We start from the raw sequence: 17,854 nt of genomic DNA, 5'->3' as shown, positions 1-17,854 counted from the left end.
ACCATCGTGGAGTGGCGGATCGAGGGCAGGACACGACCATGACGGCGACACGACGCGACGACGAGCACGGCACCGGCTCGGGTGCCGGCTCCCCCGAAAAGGGCAGCAAGGCGGTGTTCCGCGTCCCGGGAACCGCGCTGATCGGCGTGCTGATGTTGTTCATGTGCATGTTCCCGTTCGCGGCCGCGCTGCCGTACCTGCTGGTGCTGCTGCTCGTGCCCATCGTGCTGGCGCTGTGGATCGTCAGGACCCGCACGGTGGCCACCCGCGAGGGTCTCACCGTGCGCACCCTGCTGGGCACCCGCGACCTGCCGTGGGACGCGATCAAGGGCTTCACCATCACCCCGAAGTCCACGGTCGTCGCCGTGCTCGCCGACGACACAGGTGTGCCGCTGCCCTCCGTGCGCACCCGGCACCTGCCTGTGCTGTCGCTGGTCAGCGAGGGACGCGTGCCCGACCCCTCGGGTGTGCTCACCGAGCCCGAGGAGCCGGGCACCGGCGAGCCCGCGGCGAGCGACGAGTCCGGCGAACGCTCCGGCGACGAGAGGCCCGAGGGGCGGTCCGGGGACGACGACGCCCGGTAGCGGGCGCCGACCGGCGGCTTCGGGATCCCCGGCCGGGCGTACAGTTTGCCCATGCCTGCTCTGCGTTCCCGAACCACGACCCACGGCCGCAACGCCGCGGGAGCCCGCTCCCTGTGGCGCGCGACCGGCATGACCGACAGCGACTTCGGCAAGCCCATCGTCGCGATCGCCAACTCCTACACCCAGTTCGTGCCGGGACACGTACACCTCAAGGACCTCGGTGAGGTCGTCGCCGAGGCCGTGCGCGAGGCCGGCGGTGTGCCCCGCGAGTTCCACACCATCGCGGTGGACGACGGCATCGCCATGGGTCACAGCGGCATGCTCTACTCGCTGCCCTCGCGCGAGATCATCGCCGACTCGGTCGAGTACATGGCCAACGCGCACCAGGCCGACGCGCTGGTGTGCATCTCGAACTGCGACAAGATCACGCCGGGGATGCTCAACGCCGCCATGCGGCTCAACATCCCGACGGTGTTCGTCTCCGGCGGTCCCATGGAGGCCGGCAAGGCCGTCGTGGTCGACGGCGTGGCGCACGCACCGACCGACCTCATCACCGCGATCGCGGCCTCGGCCAACTCGGCCGTCGACGACGCCGGCCTTTCCGTCGTCGAGCAGTCGGCCTGCCCGACGTGCGGGTCGTGTTCGGGCATGTTCACCGCCAACTCGATGAACTGCCTCACCGAGGCGCTGGGGCTCTCGCTGCCCGGCAACGGGTCCACTCTGGCCACTCACGCCGCGCGCCGGGAGCTGTTCACGGAGGCGGGTCGGACGGTGGTGGAACTGGCCAAGCGCTGGTACGGCGAGGACGACGAGTCCGCGCTGCCCCGCTCCATCGCCACCAAGCAGGCCTTCGAGAACGCCATGGCACTCGACATGGCGATGGGCGGCTCCACCAACACCGTCCTGCACATCCTCGCCGCCGCGCGGGAGGGCGAGATCGACTTCACACTCGACGACATCGACCGGATCGGCCGCGAAGTGCCCTGCCTGTCCAAAGTGTCGCCGAACTCCGACTACCACATGGAGGACGTGCACCGGGCGGGCGGCATCCCCGCCATTCTCGGGGAGCTGCACCGGGGCGGGTTCCTCAACACCGACGTCCACTCCGTGCACTCCTCCTCGCTCGAGGAGTGGCTGTCCACGTGGGACATCCGGGGCGGTTCACCGTCCGAACGCGCGCTGGAGCTGTTCCACGCCGCGCCGGGCGGGGTGCGCACCACGGAGGCGTTCTCGACGTCGAACCGGTGGTCGTCACTCGACACCGACGCCGCGAACGGCTGCGTCCGCGACGTCGAACACGCCTACACCGCCAGCGGTGGCCTCACCGTGCTGCGCGGAAACCTCGCCGAGAACGGTGCCGTGATCAAGTCCGCCGGTATCGACGAGGAACTGTGGCGCTTCCGCGGCCCCGCCCGCGTGGTGGAGAGCCAGGAGGAGGCCGTCTCGGCGATCCTGAACAAGGAAGTGCGGTCGGGCGAGGTGATCGTGGTCCGCTACGAGGGCCCCGCGGGCGGTCCCGGGATGCAGGAGATGCTGCACCCGACGGCCTTCCTCAAGGGCGCCGGACTCGGCAAGGTCTGCGCGCTCATCACCGACGGCCGTTTCTCCGGTGGCTCCTCGGGAATCTCGGTGGGTCACATCTCCCCCGAGGCCGCCGCGGGCGGCACCATCGGGCTCGTGGAGAACGGCGACGAGATCCTCATCGACGTGCACGAGCGCAAGCTCGAACTGCTCGTGGACGCCGAGGTGCTCGCCGAACGCCGCGCCAAGATGGAGGCGTCCGAGCGGCCGTGGCAGCCGGTGAACAGGCAGCGTCCGGTCACCGCCGCGCTGCGCGCCTACGCACGCATGGCCACCTCCGCCGACACCGGCGCCGTGCGCGACCCGGACAAGTGATCGACCGTGTGTGGGGCGGGCCGCGCTCGCCCCACACACGTCGACGGGACAGCATGGCGAACCGGACCGACCGCATCGCCATCTTCCAGGCGGCGGGGTTCACGGTGCTCGGCGAGGCCGCGGACGCCTCCGGGGTCACTCCATCGGCAGCGATCCGGGCGGTGGCCTCGACGGCCGTGGTTCCCCGCGTACGCATCGGCCTCACCGACGACGGCAGCCTGGTCGCCACCGAACGAGCATGGTGGGAGACAGCCCGCGACGTCGGCCTGTTCGACGAGCACGGGACGTGCTACTTCTGCATCACCGGTCCCGGCGCGTCCACCCTGCCCTGGCTTCGCGCCCGCGCGCCCGAGCGGAGCGGATTCCTCCCGGTACTGTGGGAGAAAACCGGTTCTCCCGACTTCGTCGCTGTCTCAACGCTGGGCACCCCGGTCGTCGGGGTGTCCGAGGAAGAGGACGAGAACTGGATCGTCGTGACGTGATCCGATGAGCGTCGGATCCCCGGGCACCACTCCCGACAAGGGTGACTGTCCTGAACCGACATTGCCACCGGCCGGTCCCTCACAGCTTCCGGGCTCACAGAACGTCGGCGGTGGGTCACCCGCCGAGGATCAGTACTCGCCCTGCACCAGGTTGTCCGGCAGCTCCCCGCGCACGTAGCGCTCGATCTCGGCGGCCACCACCCGGTACGAACGGCGCCGCGCGTCGCGAACGGCCCCGCCGACGTGCGGAGTGATGACCACGTTCGGCGCGGTCCACAACGGGTGGTCGGCGGGCAGCGGTTCCGGATCGGTGACGTCCAGCGCCGCGCTCAACCGGCCGGTGGTGAGCTCGGCCAGCAACGCGTCGGTGTCCACGACCGGTCCACGGGAGGCGTTCACGAGCAGTGCACCGTCGGGCAGCGCGGCGAGGAACGCGGCGTCCACCATCCCCCTCGTGTGTGACGTCAGAGGCGTCACCAACACCACCACGTCGGTGTCCGGCAGGAGCTCCGGCAGTTCCTCGACCCCGTGGACGCCCTCACGGGGGGTGAAGCCCACCATCGTGACCCACGCGTCGAACGGGACGAGCCTGCGCCGCAGCTCGTTGCCCACGTCGCCGGCACCCACCACCAGCACCCTGCTGCCCTGCAACGTGCGTCCGGTGCTCGGGCTCCACGTCCTCGCCCGCTGGGCTTCGGCGAACTCGGGAAGGCCCCGATAGGTGGAAAGCAGCACCGCCATGACCCACTCGGCGGTGCTGCCCCCGTGGGCGCCCCGGCAGGTGGACAGCAGCACCCCGTCCGGCACCTGGTCGGTCCAGTTCTCGGCGCCCGCCGACAACAGCTGGATCAGTCGTAACCTCGGCATGGCATCGAGCAACGGCAGCAACGCGGCGGGCTTGGCGCCCGGAATGAGCACCTCGGCCTCGGCGGCCTCGGCGGGCACGCCCTCGGCGAGGGAGTCGACGTGGTAGCGCACGGCCCGCACGCCAGGCACCTCCGACAGCGCCGTCACGCCGTCGTCATCGGGAACGAGAACGGTGATGGTCACCCCACCATCGTGGCCGATGTGTCGCGACCCACTTACCCGAGGTTCACCTCGGGCCGCCTAGGCTGGACCACTGTGCGCAGGGGTCCGAGACGCTCGTGGTCGATAGCGGTTCTGGCCGCTGTGGCCGTCGTGCCCGTCGGTTGTGCGCGGTTCGACGACTCGACCGCCGCCACCGACTGGCGGGACGCCCCGGAACTCTCGGCGGAGGTGGCACCGCAACCGGAGCTTCCCGAGGTCGACGAGAGCCCCGCTCCCCGCGGGCCCTCCCAGTCGGAGACTCCCGTGCCCCCGCCCGAGGGCTGCACCGACTACGACAAGGCCGTCATCGCCACCTGTCTCGACACGGTGTCAGCCGTCGCGCCGCTGCCGTCAGACGGATCCACCGTGACCGCTCTCGCGGGCGAGCGTCGCAGCGGCCGGGTGTTCCTCGTCGGTACCGACGGTGAGCAGCAGGAGTTCGCGACCCTGGACGTCGAGGCCACCGGTGACGGCGGTCTGACCGGGCTCGCGCTCTCCCCCACCTACGCCGAGGACGGCCTCGTCTTCGCCTACATCACCACCCCGGCCGACAACCGGGTGGTTCGCTTCGCGCAGGGGCAGGCCCCCAAGCCCGTGCTCACCGGCATCCCGAAGGGATCGACCAACAACCGGGGTGCGTTGCTCGCCGGAGCCGACGGGACGCTCCTGGTGGCCACCGGCGACGCGGGCAACGCGAAAGCGACCGCCGACCCCGCCTCTCTCGCCGGGAAGGTGCTGCGCATCGATCCCTCCGGCAAGCCTGCGAAGGGCAACCCCAAGGCGGACTCCGCCGTGTACGCGAGCGGACTGCACGCGCCCGGAGGCATGTGCGGCACGGCCGACGGCTCGCGGCTGTGGGTCACCGACCAGGCGAAGGAACACGACGTGGTGTACCGGATCGAGGAGGGCGAGGACCTTTCGGTGCCCGCCTGGACGTGGAAGGACAAGCCCGGCGTCAGCGGTTGTGCCGACTGGACCGACATGCTCGCCGTCTCCACCGAGGAGGCGGGCAACGTGCAGAACCTGCCGTTGACGGAGGACGGCTCGGTCGGCGGCGAACCACAGATCACGTTGGACGGAGAGAACGGCACCGCCTACGGCCGGCTCGGCAGCCTCGCTCAGGTGACGGGCGACGTCGCCGTCGCGGGAACGGTCAACAAGGACGGCGGCGCGCCGGTCTCCAGCGACGACCGAGTGGTCATCATCGTGCGCCAGCCCGCTTCCGGTTCGGGCCGCGACTGACGGCCGCGCGCACGTCCAGCACGGCCGCCACGAGCGACACCAGCACCGCAACGGCTCCCACGTACCGACCCAGGGCGGCCTGCACAGCCACCCCGCTCTCGGTCAGGAAGGCGTGTTGTTCCTCGCCGAACTCCCAGTCGAGGAACACCCACGCCAGAGCCGTCGCGCACGCGGCCACCACCGCGGCCACCAACCACAGGTGCGGCAGGCCTGCCACCCGCAGAGTGGGCCGCTGCCCGAACACCGCCACGCAGGCACCCGCGATCGCCACGAGCAGCGGCGCGAGCCAGCCGAAGAACGTCGCCCGCCACACCGAGCGATGGACGTCGGAGTCCGGCAACTCGGCCAGCGCGGCGCTCACCTCGGGGTGAGCGGAGCTCAGCTGCGTCCACGGCAGAAACAGCGACCCGACGGCGAGCAGCCCGGCCGCGAGGCCGAGCCACTCACGCCACGAAATCCGGGCAGGCGACCAGCCCGGCTCCCGACGGTCGTGCACCGACACGGTCAGGCGCCGACCCTCTCCAGCACCAGCTCGCGCACGCGCTTGGCGTCGGCCTGCCCCTTCGTCGCCTTCATCACCGCACCGACGATGGCACCCGCGGCCTGCACCTTGCCGCCACGGATCTTGTCGGCCACGTCCGGCTGCGCGGCGAGCGCCTCGTCGACGGCGGCGATCAGCGCCGAGTCGTCGGACACGACCTTGAGGCCCCGCTTGTCCACGACCTCGTCGGGCTCTCCCTCACCGGCCAGCACACCCTGCACGACCTCACGCGCGAGCTTGTTGGTCAGCTCACCGGAGTTGACGAGCTCGATCACGCGCGCCACCTGCACGGGCGTGATGGGCAGGTCCGCCAGCTCCACCTCCCGCACGTTCGCCTGCTGGGTCAGGTACTGCACCCACCAGCTACGCGCCTCGTTCGGCTTCGCCCCGGCCTCCACCGTGGCCGCCACCAGGTCGGCAGCGCCCGTGTTGATGAGGTCACGCAGTTCCTCGTCGGTGAGGTTCCACTCCTCCTTGATGCGCTTGCGACGCTCCCACGGCAGCTCGGGCAGCGTCTTCCGCAGCTCCTCCACCCACTCGCGCGACGGCGCGATGGGCACCAGGTCGGGCTCCGGGAAGTAGCGGTAGTCCTCCGCCGTCTCCTTCACCCGGCCCGCCGACGTCGTGCCGTCGGCCTCCTGGAAGTGGCGGGTCTCCTGCGTGACACTGCCGCCCGAGGCCAGCACCGCCGCCTGCCGCGTCATCTCGTAGCGCACCGCGCGCTCGACGCTGCGAAGCGAGTTCACGTTCTTGGTCTCGGTGCGCGTACCGAACTCGGTCGCGCCCTTCGGCATCAGCGACACGTTGGCGTCGCACCGCAGCGAGCCCTGGTCCATGCGCACGTCGGAGACGTCCATGGCGCGCAGCAGGTCTCGCAGCGCCGTCACGTACGCCCGCGCCACCTCCGGCGCCCGCTCTCCCATACCCACGATGGGCTTGGTGACGATCTCGATCAGCGGCACGCCCGCGCGGTTGTAGTCGAGCAGCGAGTGCTCCGCGCCGTGGATGCGGCCCGTCGCGCCACCGACGTGCAGTGACTTACCGGTGTCCTCCTCCATGTGCGCGCGCTCGATGCCCACGCGCACGACCTCACCGTCGTCGAGCACCACGTCGAGGTAACCGTCGAACGCGATCGGCTCGTCGTACTGCGAAGTCTGGAAGTTCTTCGGCATGTCCGGGTAGAAGTAGTTCTTCCGGGCGAACCGGCACCACTCCGCGATCTCGCAGTTCAGAGCGAGGCCGATCCGGATCGCCGACTCCACCGCCTTGCCGTTGACCACCGGCAACGCACCGGGCAGGCCGAGACACGTGGGGCACACGTGCGTGTTCGGCTCACCACCGAAGCGGTTCGGGCAGCCACAGAACATCTTGGTCTTCGTGTTGAGCTCGACGTGCACCTCGAGCCCGAGCACCGGGTCGTAGGACTCGACGACCTCGGCGTAGTCCATCAGGTCGGCAACCGCTGTCACAGTGTCGGCGCTCCCTTCAGCTCAGGCATCTTGTCCAGCACCGGGCCTCGGGCGGCCTCGTAGGCCGCGCCGACGCGGTAGAGCCGCTCGTCGGCCAGTGCCGGAGCCATGATCTGCAACCCGACCGGCAGGCCGTCGTCGTCGGAGAGTCCGCTGGGCACGCTCATCGCCGCGTTGCCCGCGAGGTTCGCCGGGATCGTGGCGAGGTCCGCCAGGTACATCGCCAGCGGGTCGTCCACGCGCTCACCGAGGCGGAACGCCGTGGTGGGCGTCGTCGGCGACACGAGCACGTCCACCTGCTCGAACGCGGCCGTGAAGTCGCGGGCGATCAACGTGCGGACCTTCTGCGCGGAGCCGTAGTAGGCGTCGTAGTAACCCGACGACAGCGCGTAGGTGCCGAGCATGATGCGGCGCTTGACCTCGGGCCCGAAACCCGCCTCACGCGAGGCCGACATGACCTCCTCGGCGCTGTGGTCACCGTCGTCGGACACCCGCAGCCCGTAACGCATGGCGTCGAAACGGGCCAGGTTGGACGAACACTCGCTCGGCGCGATCAGGTAGTACGCCGACAGGCCGTACGAGAAGTTCGGGCAGGAGACCTCGACGATCTCCGCGCCCAGTTCGCGCAACCGCGCCACCGCGGCGTCGAACGACGCCAGCACACCGGCCTGGTAGCCCTCGCCGGACAGCTCCCGCACCACACCGACCTTCACGCCGGTGAGGTCGCCCCGAGCACCCTCGCGAGCGGCCCGCACCACGGGCGGAACCGGCATGTCGATCGACGTGGAGTCGAGCGGATCGTGGCCCGCGATGACCTCGTGCAGCAGAGCCGCGTCCAGCACCGTCCGTGCGCACGGACCGCCCTGGTCGAGCGAGGACGAGAACGCCACCAGCCCGTAGCGCGAGACACCGCCGTAGGTCGGCTTCACCCCGACGGTGCCCGTGACGGCCGCGGGCTGCCGGATCGACCCGCCCGTGTCGGTGCCGATGGCCAGCGGAGCCTCGAACGCGGCGAGCGACGCCGACGAACCACCGCCCGAACCGCCGGGCACGCGCTCCCGGTCCCACGGGTTGCGTGTCGGACCGAACGCCGAGTTCTCCGTCGACGAGCCCATCGCGAACTCGTCCATGTTGGTCTTGCCGAGGATCGGCACGCCCGCCTCGCGCAGCTTGCGCGTCACCGTGGCGTCGTACGGCGGAACCCAGTTCTCCAGCGTCCGCGAGCCACACGTCGTGGGCATGTCGCTCGTCGTGAACACGTCCTTCAACGCCAGCGGCACACCCGCCAACGCGGAGGTCGGCTCGCCGCCGCCCGCCAGGCTCTCGTCCACGGTCCGCGCGGCGGCCAGAGCGCCGTCGGCATCGACGTGGAGGAACGCGTGGACGTCGGAGTCCACCTCGGCGATCCGGTCCAGATGGGCCTGGGTCACCTCTTCGGAGGACACCTCACGGGAGTGGATCTTCTCCGCCAGTTCGGCGGCGGACAGCCTCGTCAGATCGGTCACTGCTCTTCCCCAAGAATGCGCGGCACCCGGAACCTGCCGTCCTCCGCGGACGGCGCACCCGCCAGCGCCTGCTGCTGACTCAGACCCGGCCGGATCTCGTCCTCACGGAAGGTGTTCGTCAACGGCACGGCATGCGACATGGGCGGAATGTCGTCGGAGGCGACTTCGGACACCTTCGCCACCGCGTCCAGAATCTGGTCGAGCTGGCCCGCGAAGACGTCCAGTTCCTCCTCGGTGACGGCCATCCTCGCCAGTTTGGCCAAATGCGCGACCTCGTCGCGGGAAATGTTCGACACGCGGGCGACTCCCGGATGTTCTCGTTTCTTAAGGCGCGAGTGTTGTCTCAAGTGTTGTCGATTTCGGGTGCTACCCAGGGCAGTCTATGGCGTGCGGCCCCACCCGGTCGTTCCGGGTCCGGGCCGACGGCGACTACCCATGAGGGGGTCGGAACTGTCACAATCATCGGTCGGCGAATGCGAGCAGTGGACGAGGTGAGGACACTGGCCGAGGAAAGGGGTCCACGTTGTCTTTCCTGATCCGGGTCCAGCTCCCGGACAGCCCCGGAGTCCTCGGCGCCGTGGCGAGCGCCCTGGGCCTTGCGGGTGCCGACATACTCAGTGTCGACGTCGTCGAGCGCGGCAACGGCATCGCGATCGACGACCTCGTCGTCGAGCTGCCGTCGGGCCGACTCCCCGACACGCTCATCACCGCGGCCGAGAGCGTCGACGGCGTCGAGGTCGACGCGGTGCGGCCGTACGCGGGTGTCCTCGACACCCACCGGGAGCTGGAGCTCGTCGAGGAGATCGCGGCCCGGCCCGCCTCCGGGCTGGAGTTGCTCGCCGACGGTGTGCCACGCATCGTGCGCGCCGGGTGGTCGCTCGTGGTGCAGTACGACGACGGCGACATCACCCGGCTGGCGTCGTCGACGGCGGCCCCGGAGGCGCCGCTCGGCGAACTGCCGTGGCTGCCGCTGGAGCGCGCCTCGGTACTCGACGCCGAGGAACCGTGGGTACCGGAGATGTGGCGCGAACTCGGCACCGAACTCGCCGCCACGCCCGTGGGCAAACCCGACCGCGCACTGCTCGTGGGCAGGCCCGGCGGCCCGATGTTCCGCGCCGCCGAAGTCGCACGGCTGGCCCACCTGGCGGGCATCGTGGCGGTGGTCCTGGACTCCTGAGCCGTGTCCGCAGCCTGCGCACGCGTGTCCGCACTTCCCGTCGTGCCGAATCGGGCGCGTACCGTCATGCCCTGATGCCCGACCTCGGACCGCCGAACGAGCGGGCGCGGCGGGCCCACGAACAGCTCGCCGTTCCCGTGCTCGCGGCTGCGCTCGTGTCGGTGCCCGCGGTCTTCCTCACCACCACCCCCGGCGTCACGGGAACGATCGGCACGATCCTGAACTGGCTGTCGCTGGCCGTGCTGCTCGGCGAGTCGGCCACACTGCTGTGGGTCAGCGGCAGCGCGCGGGTCTTCGTGCGCCGCTACCGGTTCCAGCTACTGATCGTGGCCCTCGCTGTGCCTGCCGTGGTGTTCGTCGTCGGTCCCGTTCAGGTGCTGCGGGTCCTGCTGGCCTTCGGGGCGTTCCGCATCCTGAAGGTGCGGCGCATCCTGCGCGCGGGCCGGGTGATCGTGCACCGTTTCGGCCTGGACGGCCGGCGCGGTGCCTGGGTGCTCGCCGGGGCGGCGGTGGCCGCGACGGCGTTCGCCTGCGTGGTACTGGCGGACCCGGAGTCCCACAGCCGCCGCGTGCTCACCCATGTGGTCGACCATCTCGGCGTGGGCGGGACGGCCGTCGCGGCTCTCGGTGTGGTGCACGTGCTGCTGGTGGTCGTCGTGCTGCTCCGTCACGACACCCGCTGGTGACCACCGTGCGGGAAGTGCGAACACCTGTGCACAGCCTGCGGACCCGGTGTCCGCTGTGACGCCGGGCCTCAGAGGTCCTTGGTGAACGCCATCAGCAGCAGGCCCCCGTCCGTGTACCAGTCGCGCGAGGGGACACGGTCGAAGCCGAGGCGCTCGTACAGCCGGTGTGCCGTGGTCATCGCGGCGAGACTGCACAGCACCATGCGCCTCGCACCGCGTTCACAGGCCAGGTCCAGCGACGCCCGCGTCAGCGACTCCCCCACGCCGCGCCCCCGCGCGTGCGGGGCCACCGCGACCATGCGCAGTTCCGCCTCACCCTCGCCGCACATCTCCGCCAGCGCGGAACCCGGCTCGGCGACCGTGGCCGTACCCACGAGCTCGCCCGCACCGTCGACGGCCACCAGCAGGTGGGCGTGCTCGGCGCGCCGCGCCGCATCCCGCAGTGACCGCGTGTAGGCACGGCCGTCGCCGTCGTCGAGATATCCGTCGGCCCGGTATGCGGCGACGGTCACCTCCCCCACAGCAGGCAACTCGTCCGGGCGAGCCGGACGTACGACGATGTCACTCACGGCTGTACTCGTCTCCTTTGCGGACGTTCACGTACGTGCGGGAACCGCGAACACGCGTGCGCAGGCCGCGGACACGGTGTCACTCCGACGCCTCGGTGACCTCCGCCACCTCGGCGGCGGCGTCCGGGCCGCGCTCCAGCAGGACGCGGAAGCCGTCCTCGTTCAGCACCGGCACCTTGAGCTGGACCGCCTTGTCGTACTTCGAGCCCGGCGCGTCGCCCACCACGACGAACGCGGTCTTCTTCGACACCGAGCCCGCCGCCTTGCCGCCGCGCGCCATGATGGCTTCCTTGGCCTCGTCGCGCGAGAACCCGGCCAGCGATCCGGTGACCACGATGGACAGCCCCTCGAGGTTCCGGGGGACGGACGCGTCACGCTCGGCCTCCATGCGAACGCCCGCGCGGCGCCACTTCTCCACGATCTCGCGATGCCAGTCGACCGCGAACCACTCCCGCACGGCCCGCGCGATGGTGGGGCCGACCCCGTCGACCTCGGCGAGCCGTTCCTCGTCGGCCTCGTCGATGGCGTCCACCGACCCGAACTCCCGCGCGAGAGCCTGAGCCGCCGTGGGCCCGACATGCCGGATGGACAACCCCACCAGCACCTTCCACAGCGGACGGTCCTTCGCGGCGTCGAGGTTGTCGAGCAGCCGCCTGCCGTTGGCGGACAACGTGCCCGCCTTGGTGACGAACAACTCGACTCGCGACAGTCGCTCCTCGTCGAGCTCGAACACGTCGCCCTCGTCGGTGATCACACCGGACTGGAGCAGCGCGCTCGCGGCCTCGTACCCGAGCACCTCGATGTCGAACGCACCCCGCCCGGCGAGATGGAACAGCCGCTCCCTCAACTGCGCGGGACACGACCGCGCGTTCGGGCAACGGATGTCGACGTCGCCTTCCTTCTCGTACCGCAGGGGAGTGCCGCACTCGGGGCACTCGGTGGGCATGACGAACTCGCGTTCGGAGCCGGTGCGCACGTCGACCACGGGACCGAGCACCTCGGGGATCACGTCGCCCGCCTTGCGGATCACCACGCGGTCGCCGATGAGGACGCCCTTGCGCTTGACCTCCTGGGCGTTGTGCAGTGTCGCCATCGCCACCGTGGACCCGGCGACCTTCACCGGCTCCATGACCGCGTACGGCGTGACCCGACCGGTACGGCCGACGTTGACGCGGATGTCGAGCAGCGTGGTGTTGGCCTCCTCCGGCGGGTACTTGTACGCGATGGCCCACCGGGGGGCTCGTGAGGTCGCGCCGAGCCGCCGCTGGAGCGACACGTCGTCGACCTTGATCACCACACCGTCGATCTCGTAGGACGCGTCGTGCCGGTGCTCTCCCCAGTAGCGGATGTGCTCGACGAGTCCCTCGGGCGAGTCGATCACCTTGCTGTACGGCGACACGGGCAGCCCCCACGCCGCGAGCGCGTCGTAGGACTCGGACTGGCGCGCGGGTTCGAACCCGGTGCGCTTGCCGAGGCCGTGGCAGATGAGCCGCAGCGGCCTGGTGCGCGTGATCTTCGGGTTCTTCTGCCGCAGTGAGCCCGCGGCGGCGTTGCGCGGGTTGGCGAACGGCGACTTGCCCGCCTCCACGAGCTGGGCGTTGAGCTCGGCGAACTCCTCGACACGGAAGTACACCTCACCGCGCACCTCCACCAGCTCCGGTATGCCGAACTCGTCGGTGGCGGTCAGCCGGTCGGGCACGTCCTGCAGTGTGCGGACGTTGAGCGTGACGTCCTCCCCCGTCCGGCCGTCGCCACGGGTGAGGGCCCTGGTGAGCCTGCCGTTCTCGTACAGCAGGTTGACGGCGAGTCCGTCGACCTTGAGCTCGCAGAGGTACCGGGTGCTGCCACCGATCTCGCGCTCCACCCTGTCGATCCACGCCCTCAGCTCGTCGAGGTCGAACGCGTTGTCGAGGCTCAGCATGCGTTCGAGGTGGTCGACGGCGTTGAACTCCGTGGAGAACGTGCCCCCGACCTGTTGGGTGGGTGAGTCGGGCGAGGAGAGCCCCGGGTGCTCGGCCTCCAGGTTCTCCAACTCGCGCAGCATCCGGTCGAACTCGGCGTCGGACACCGTGGGCGCGTCCAGCACGTAGTACCGGAACTGGTGGCCGCGGATCTCCTCCGCGAGCGCCGCGTGCCGCTCCCGCACGTCGGCGGGTACGTCCTTGATGTCCTCGATGTCGGCGTGGCGCGTGGCCTCCCGGCCGCTGTCGGCGACCGCTCCCGACTCCGCCAGCTCCTCGCTCGCCGCCAGGTCCTCAGTGCTCACGTCTGAAGAGCCTAGTCAGGCTCACCGACACTTCCCGCCAGGCCGAGGACGAGGTCGCGAAGTTCACCGAGGCTGATGGTGCTCTGCGGTGGCGCGACCGCGGTCTCCACCCGCCGCAGGCGCTCGCCCGCCATCCGCTCGCCGAGCGTGGCTTCCAACGGCAGGAACGTCATCGCGGTGCGTCCGGACTCGTCGAGGTCGGCGAAGACCGGGTGGTGCACGGCCACGTCGACCACGCCTTCGGCCTCGTCGACCTGGGCCACGACCCGCACGTCCGCCAGCGCGAGCCGGTGCGCGCCCAGGTTGACCGTCACTCCGGCGGGATCGGGCACCGGGGGCACGGAGTCGTGGTACTCCCAGATCGCGTCGTCGGGTGGTGCCGCGGCCTTCCAGGCGTCGGTGTAGGGGCGCAGCGCGGGGTCCTCCCGGCCGCTGACCACGAGCGCGTAGACGGCACGCTGCCCGCGTTCGAGGGAGAACTGCAGCTCCGGGTGCACACGCGCGACGGCCTCGCACAGCAACGTCTCGGCCGCCCGCGGGTTGCCCTCACCGAGCGCGGCACTCAGGTCGGGCAGCACGTCCTGCCAGTGGCGCCAGAACCCGGCCGCCGCCTCCTCCGGGTCGGCGGGAACGGGGCTCTCGGGCCACGGGGTCCGGGGGTCGGGCGCGGGTCCGGCCTCGGGGTCGAGACCGCCCGCGCTGCCGTGGTGCGCTCGCGGACGTCGGCGGAACAGTCGCATGCCCGCCACTACTACCAGCCCTCGACGGGCTCGACGAACGCTTTGCCCAGATCCCTGGCGAGGGAGAGGGCGCGCCGCACCCACTCTCCGGTGGTACCGGCGAGTCCGCAGGTGGGCGTGGGCACGGCACGCTCGGCGAGCATCGACCGCGCGAAACCGAGCCGGTCGACCAGGTCGAACGCCGGACGCGCCAGCTCCCTCAGCTCCGGCCGCCGCTCGGGCGCCACGCTCGGCACCAGCCCCAACAGGAACGTCACACCGGCGTCCCAGGCCTCGCCGACCTCGTCGAGGAGCGTTCCGGGAGCACCGCCGAGCAGGGTCGCGTCGAGCGAGATCGCGTCGGCTCCCGCCCCGTGCAGCAGGCCCACGGGCGGGAGCCGGTCGCAGCAGTGCACCGCCACCGGACACCCCGTGGCGGCGCGGGCGGCCTCGATCACGGTGCCGAGCAGCTCGCGCGCCTGCGGCTCCGGCACGGCGGCCACCGTGCCGTATCCGGACGGCGTGGGCAGGGCACCGGCGAGCACGGCGGGCAGGGAGGGTTCGTCGAGTTGCACCACCACGCGCGCCCCGGTGCGGTCGGCGAGTTCCGTGACGTGCGCGGACAGCCCCTCCACGAGCGAGTCCGTGAAGTCGCGCAGCGCCCCTGGATCGGTGAGCACCCGGTGCCCTCGGGGGAGCTCCGTCCCGGCTGCCAGCGTCCACGGCCCGGCGACCTGTGTCTTCACGACCGGCGGGCGGGTGTGCTCGGCGGCCTCGGTGACCGCGTCGACGTCCCAGCGCAGCAGGTCGACGGCCCGCCGATGGTCGCGTCCCGGCCTCGCCGTGACCCGGTAACCCGAAGGCACGACCTCCACGGCCAGGTCCACGAGCAGCGCCGCGGCACGGCCGATCAGGTCGGCACCGACTCCGCGTGCGGGCAGCTCGGGCAGGTGCGGGAAACCGGGCAGTTCACCGAACACGACGGCGGCCGCCTCCCCCGCGTCGACACCCGGCATCGACCCGACCCCCGTCGCCGCTCCCGGCGCCCAGACGCGCTGTGTCTCACCACTGCTCACGCCACCGATTGTGCCGCCGTCCACACGCGCGGCCACCGCCGGGTCCGCGCTGTTCACCACACGATTCACCGGCACCGGAACACGCCGTCGTGCCGTACCGTCGCAGATGTTCGCGCTGCTTCGTGGAAGGGGAGGTGAGACGCATGAGAGTGGCACTGGCGCAGACCGACTGCCGGCTCGGCGACGTGGAGGGGAACCTCGCGGACGCCGAACGGATCATCAAGGACGCGGCGGCCCAGGACGCCGACCTGGTCGTGTTCCCGGAGCTGTCTCTCACCGGATACGCGTTGGGGCAACTGGCGGACGACATCTCGCTGTGGCCGGACGATCCGCGTCTCGCCACGCTGTCGAAGCACGGCCCCGACGTGGTGATCGGCTTGCTGGAGGACGGGCGCATCCGCAGGCACAACTCGGCGCTGTACCTCTCCGGCGGCAGGCTCGTGCACAACCACCGCAAGCTCTACCTGCCGAACTACCTGATCTGGGAGGAGCGCAAGCACGCCAACCCGGGCCAGCACCTGCGCGCGTTCGACACGGCGCACGGCCGGTTCGCGACGTTGGTCTGCAACGACGCGTGGCAACCGATGTTGCCGTGGCTGGCGGCGCAGGACGGCGCGGAGCTGCTCATCGTTCCGGCCAACAGCGCGGCGAAGCTGACGGGCGGCTCGTTCGACCCCGCCGAGTACTGGCACGACCTGCTCACCTTCACGGCACGCATGCAGCAGTGCTGGGTGGTGTTCGTGAACCGCGTCGGCGACGAGGCGGGAGTACGGTTCTGGGGCGGCTCCCGCGTGCTCGACCCGTGGGGCTCGGCCGTCGCGACGGCGCCCAACTGGGAGGAGTCGCTGACGGTGATCGACATCGACCTCACCGCCGTACGGAGGCGCAGGCGGGAGATCCCGTTGCTCGCGGACGCGCGGATGGGCCTGCTGCGGCGCGAGCTGGAGCGGCTGATGCTCGAAAGCGGCGACGACTGAGCATCCGTTCGGTTGTTCCGGCGCTCGTTCCGGGCTCGCGAACGGCTCGACCTCGGGGTCACGGCCGGGGCCGCAGCCAGCGGGCGAACACGTCCACGAGCTGTCCCACCGCCCGCTCCTCCACCGGGAAGTGCCCCGCGCCTTCCAGCGGCACGTGCTCGGCCTCCACCGCGAGCCGCCGGAAGAACCGAAGGCTCGCCTCCACGGGGGTCCAGCGGTCGTCGGTCGGGTGTGCCAGCACGAGCGTGCCGTTCGTGGCCGCCTCGGGTTCCACGACGGGCGCGGAGTCGAGGTAGCTGCGCAGGAACCCCAGCGGCAGCCTCGTACCGCCGCCACGCCGGTCGCGGAGTACGAGCTCCACGAGCGCGGGATCGTTCGCGATGGCGGGCATGTCGACGAGCCACCGCAGCGGGACGGTCACCGCGGCCAGCGGACCGGCAGCCAGCCGCAGCGCCGGGCGCGCGAGGCGGCCCTGCCACGCCCACCTGCCGATGTGCGCGCGGACGACCGGATCGCGAGGGTCCAGCAGGCAGGTGGCCACGACGTGGTCCGCCAGTCCCGTTCGGGTCGCCGCGTCGTAGGCGAGCATCCCGCCCATGCTCGCGCCCACCACCACGAGCGGCCCGTCGTGGTCGCGCCGTTGGGCACGCAGCAGCTCGCTCACGAGCGCGACCCAGTCGTCGTAGCGAACGCCGGATCGGCGGGGCACGCGGGTCGCCCCGTAACCGGGTAGATCCGGTACCACCACGCGGACGTCGTAGCGATCGGCCAGCAGTCCCGCGTACGGCCACAGCGCGGCGGAGTGTCCGCCCGCGCCGTGGAGCACGACGACGCGGGCGGGGGCGTCGACGCCACCCGCCGTCGCGACGTGGACGTCGTGGTCGCGCCAGCGCCACCACGAGGACGTGGGCCGGGTGGTGGTTCGCCATCGGGGTGGGAGGCATGCGAGGTAGTGTTCGAGCACCTCAGAAGTCTCGACGCCTCCGCATAACCCCGACAACTCGCGTTTGGACCATGACCCACCTCGCCCGGCGCACCCCGCGCCAGCAGCGCTCACGCCACACCGTGGCGGTGCTCGTCGAGGCCGCTGCTCAGGTTTTCGACACCGAGGGGCTCGCCGCGACCACCAACCGGATCGCCGAACGCGCCGGCTACTCGGTGGGAACGCTGTACCAGTACTTCCCCGACAAGGCAGCGCTGCTGCACGCGGTGGCACTGCGGCACCTGGACGACGTGGAGCGCCGGCTGCACGCCACGTTCGCCGAACTGGACGCCACCTCGCCGAGCTGGGAACGCACGGTGCGGCTGGTGGCGGCTACCGTCGTCGCCGCGCATGCCGACCGGCCGAGGCTGCACGCCCTGCTCTACGACCACGCTCCCCGCACCCCGGAGAGCGTCGGAAGGCTCCACGCGCTGTTCGACACGGTGGTCACGCGGTTGTCCCGGCACGCGCTCCGCTGCGGCGTGGTGACCGGCGAGGCCGAGCACACGGTCGCACTGTGGGTGCACGCGGCCGACGCGCAGTGGCACCGCGTGCTGCTCGGCCACACCGGCGATCCGGACGTTCTCGTCCGGTCGTTCCCCGACCTCCGGTGAC

Annotated in this window: 18 protein-coding genes; 8 read left to right on the top strand and 10 right to left on the bottom strand. The window is 71.1% G+C overall.

The annotated features are described in order from the left end of the window. Window positions 1-38 precede the first annotated feature (38 nt). Genes SACCYDRAFT_RS05070 through SACCYDRAFT_RS05060 form a run of 3 tightly spaced genes read left to right on the top strand, consistent with a single transcriptional unit; the run spans window position 39 to window position 2,962 of the window. Window positions 39-584: a PH domain-containing protein gene (locus tag SACCYDRAFT_RS05070; RefSeq protein WP_005454217.1), complete on the top strand. Its 546-nt coding sequence runs from the start codon at window positions 39-41 to the stop codon at window positions 582-584. Window positions 585-635: 51 nt separating this feature from the next. Further along, the gene (ilvD, locus tag SACCYDRAFT_RS05065; RefSeq protein ID WP_005454216.1) at window positions 636-2,480 is read left to right on the top strand and encodes a dihydroxy-acid dehydratase; all 1,845 of its coding nucleotides are present in this window, start codon (window positions 636-638) and stop codon (window positions 2,478-2,480) included. Between the two features lie 53 nt (window positions 2,481-2,533). After that, window positions 2,534-2,962, top strand: coding sequence for a hypothetical protein (locus SACCYDRAFT_RS05060; protein ID WP_005454214.1), 429 nt, complete (start codon window positions 2,534-2,536; stop codon window positions 2,960-2,962). A gap of 129 nt (window positions 2,963-3,091) precedes the next feature. On the opposite strand, the gene SACCYDRAFT_RS05055 is transcribed toward SACCYDRAFT_RS05060, so the two are convergent. Continuing rightward, window positions 3,092-4,012 carry a 2-hydroxyacid dehydrogenase gene (locus tag SACCYDRAFT_RS05055; RefSeq protein ID WP_043536170.1) on the bottom strand — a complete coding sequence of 307 codons (921 nt, stop codon included), beginning with the start codon at window positions 4,010-4,012 and terminating at the stop codon, window positions 3,092-3,094. 72 nt (window positions 4,013-4,084) lie between these two features. On the opposite strand from SACCYDRAFT_RS05055, the gene SACCYDRAFT_RS05050 reads away from it, so the two are divergent. Beyond that, the gene (locus SACCYDRAFT_RS05050) at window positions 4,085-5,272 is read left to right on the top strand and encodes a PQQ-dependent sugar dehydrogenase (RefSeq protein WP_005454210.1); all 1,188 of its coding nucleotides are present in this window, start codon (window positions 4,085-4,087) and stop codon (window positions 5,270-5,272) included. Here SACCYDRAFT_RS05050 and SACCYDRAFT_RS05045 read toward each other — a convergent pair. The 4 genes from SACCYDRAFT_RS05045 to gatC are packed head-to-tail and all read right to left on the bottom strand — an operon-like array spanning window position 5,232 to window position 9,083. After that, window positions 5,232-5,774 (bottom strand): hypothetical protein, encoded by a 543-nt coding sequence (locus SACCYDRAFT_RS05045; protein ID WP_005454208.1) that lies wholly within the window; start codon window positions 5,772-5,774, stop codon window positions 5,232-5,234. The genes SACCYDRAFT_RS05050 and SACCYDRAFT_RS05045 overlap by 41 nt on opposite strands. 2 nt (window positions 5,775-5,776) lie before the next feature. Beyond that, the gene (gatB, locus tag SACCYDRAFT_RS05040) at window positions 5,777-7,282 is read right to left on the bottom strand and encodes an Asp-tRNA(Asn)/Glu-tRNA(Gln) amidotransferase subunit GatB (RefSeq protein ID WP_005454205.1); all 1,506 of its coding nucleotides are present in this window, start codon (window positions 7,280-7,282) and stop codon (window positions 5,777-5,779) included. Continuing rightward, complete coding sequence (gene gatA / locus SACCYDRAFT_RS05035; RefSeq protein ID WP_005454204.1) at window positions 7,279-8,787, bottom strand: Asp-tRNA(Asn)/Glu-tRNA(Gln) amidotransferase subunit GatA; 1,509 nt, start codon at window positions 8,785-8,787, stop codon at window positions 7,279-7,281. The genes gatB and gatA overlap by 4 nt, the downstream gene beginning before the upstream one ends. After that, window positions 8,784-9,083: an Asp-tRNA(Asn)/Glu-tRNA(Gln) amidotransferase subunit GatC gene (gene gatC, locus SACCYDRAFT_RS05030; protein WP_005454202.1), complete on the bottom strand. Its 300-nt coding sequence runs from the start codon at window positions 9,081-9,083 to the stop codon at window positions 8,784-8,786. The genes gatA and gatC overlap by 4 nt, the downstream gene beginning before the upstream one ends. A 227-nt stretch (window positions 9,084-9,310) precedes the next feature. On the opposite strand from gatC, the gene SACCYDRAFT_RS05025 reads away from it, so the two are divergent. Next, window positions 9,311-9,964 carry an ACT domain-containing protein gene (locus SACCYDRAFT_RS05025; RefSeq protein WP_005454200.1) on the top strand — a complete coding sequence of 218 codons (654 nt, stop codon included), beginning with the start codon at window positions 9,311-9,313 and terminating at the stop codon, window positions 9,962-9,964. 74 nt (window positions 9,965-10,038) lie between these two features. Next, window positions 10,039-10,650, top strand: coding sequence for a hypothetical protein (locus tag SACCYDRAFT_RS05020; protein ID WP_005454198.1), 612 nt, complete (start codon window positions 10,039-10,041; stop codon window positions 10,648-10,650). Between the two features lie 68 nt (window positions 10,651-10,718). Here SACCYDRAFT_RS05020 and SACCYDRAFT_RS05015 read toward each other — a convergent pair whose 3' ends face one another. From SACCYDRAFT_RS05015 to SACCYDRAFT_RS05000, 4 genes are all read right to left on the bottom strand, one after another. Continuing rightward, window positions 10,719-11,219 (bottom strand): GNAT family N-acetyltransferase, encoded by a 501-nt coding sequence (locus tag SACCYDRAFT_RS05015; RefSeq protein WP_005454195.1) that lies wholly within the window; start codon window positions 11,217-11,219, stop codon window positions 10,719-10,721. 79 nt (window positions 11,220-11,298) lie between these two features. Then, entirely contained in the window at window positions 11,299-13,485 is a 2,187-nt protein-coding gene (gene ligA / locus SACCYDRAFT_RS05010) for an NAD-dependent DNA ligase LigA (RefSeq protein ID WP_005454193.1), read from the bottom strand. Between the two features lie 11 nt (window positions 13,486-13,496). Further along, window positions 13,497-14,225, bottom strand: a complete 729-nt coding sequence (locus tag SACCYDRAFT_RS05005; protein ID WP_408640298.1) for a hypothetical protein — start codon at window positions 14,223-14,225, stop codon at window positions 13,497-13,499. Window positions 14,226-14,236: 11 nt separating this feature from the next. Beyond that, on the bottom strand, window positions 14,237-15,280 hold the full coding sequence (locus tag SACCYDRAFT_RS05000) for a methionine synthase (protein ID WP_043537079.1): 1,044 nt from the start codon (window positions 15,278-15,280) through the stop codon (window positions 14,237-14,239). 143 nt (window positions 15,281-15,423) lie between these two features. Between SACCYDRAFT_RS05000 and SACCYDRAFT_RS04995 the strand changes: the two genes are divergently transcribed. Then, the gene (locus tag SACCYDRAFT_RS04995) at window positions 15,424-16,257 is read left to right on the top strand and encodes a nitrilase-related carbon-nitrogen hydrolase (RefSeq protein WP_005454186.1); all 834 of its coding nucleotides are present in this window, start codon (window positions 15,424-15,426) and stop codon (window positions 16,255-16,257) included. Between the two features lie 58 nt (window positions 16,258-16,315). On the opposite strand, the gene SACCYDRAFT_RS04990 is transcribed toward SACCYDRAFT_RS04995, so the two are convergent. After that, a complete protein-coding gene (locus SACCYDRAFT_RS04990; protein ID WP_005454184.1) occupies window positions 16,316-17,221 on the bottom strand; it encodes an alpha/beta hydrolase in 906 nt (301 codons plus the stop codon). 50 nt (window positions 17,222-17,271) lie between these two features. Here SACCYDRAFT_RS04990 and SACCYDRAFT_RS04985 point away from each other — a divergent pair, with 50 nt between their 5' ends. Further along, window positions 17,272-17,853, top strand: a complete 582-nt coding sequence (locus tag SACCYDRAFT_RS04985; RefSeq protein WP_005454182.1) for a TetR/AcrR family transcriptional regulator — start codon at window positions 17,272-17,274, stop codon at window positions 17,851-17,853. Window position 17,854: the final 1 nt, after the last annotated feature.

Source organism: Saccharomonospora cyanea NA-134, assembly GCF_000244975.1.
In the GTDB taxonomy this organism is placed as follows: domain Bacteria; phylum Actinomycetota; class Actinomycetes; order Mycobacteriales; family Pseudonocardiaceae; genus Saccharomonospora; species Saccharomonospora cyanea.
Note: the sequence above shows the minus strand (reverse complement) of the source record. Positions and strands in the feature narration are given on the sequence as shown.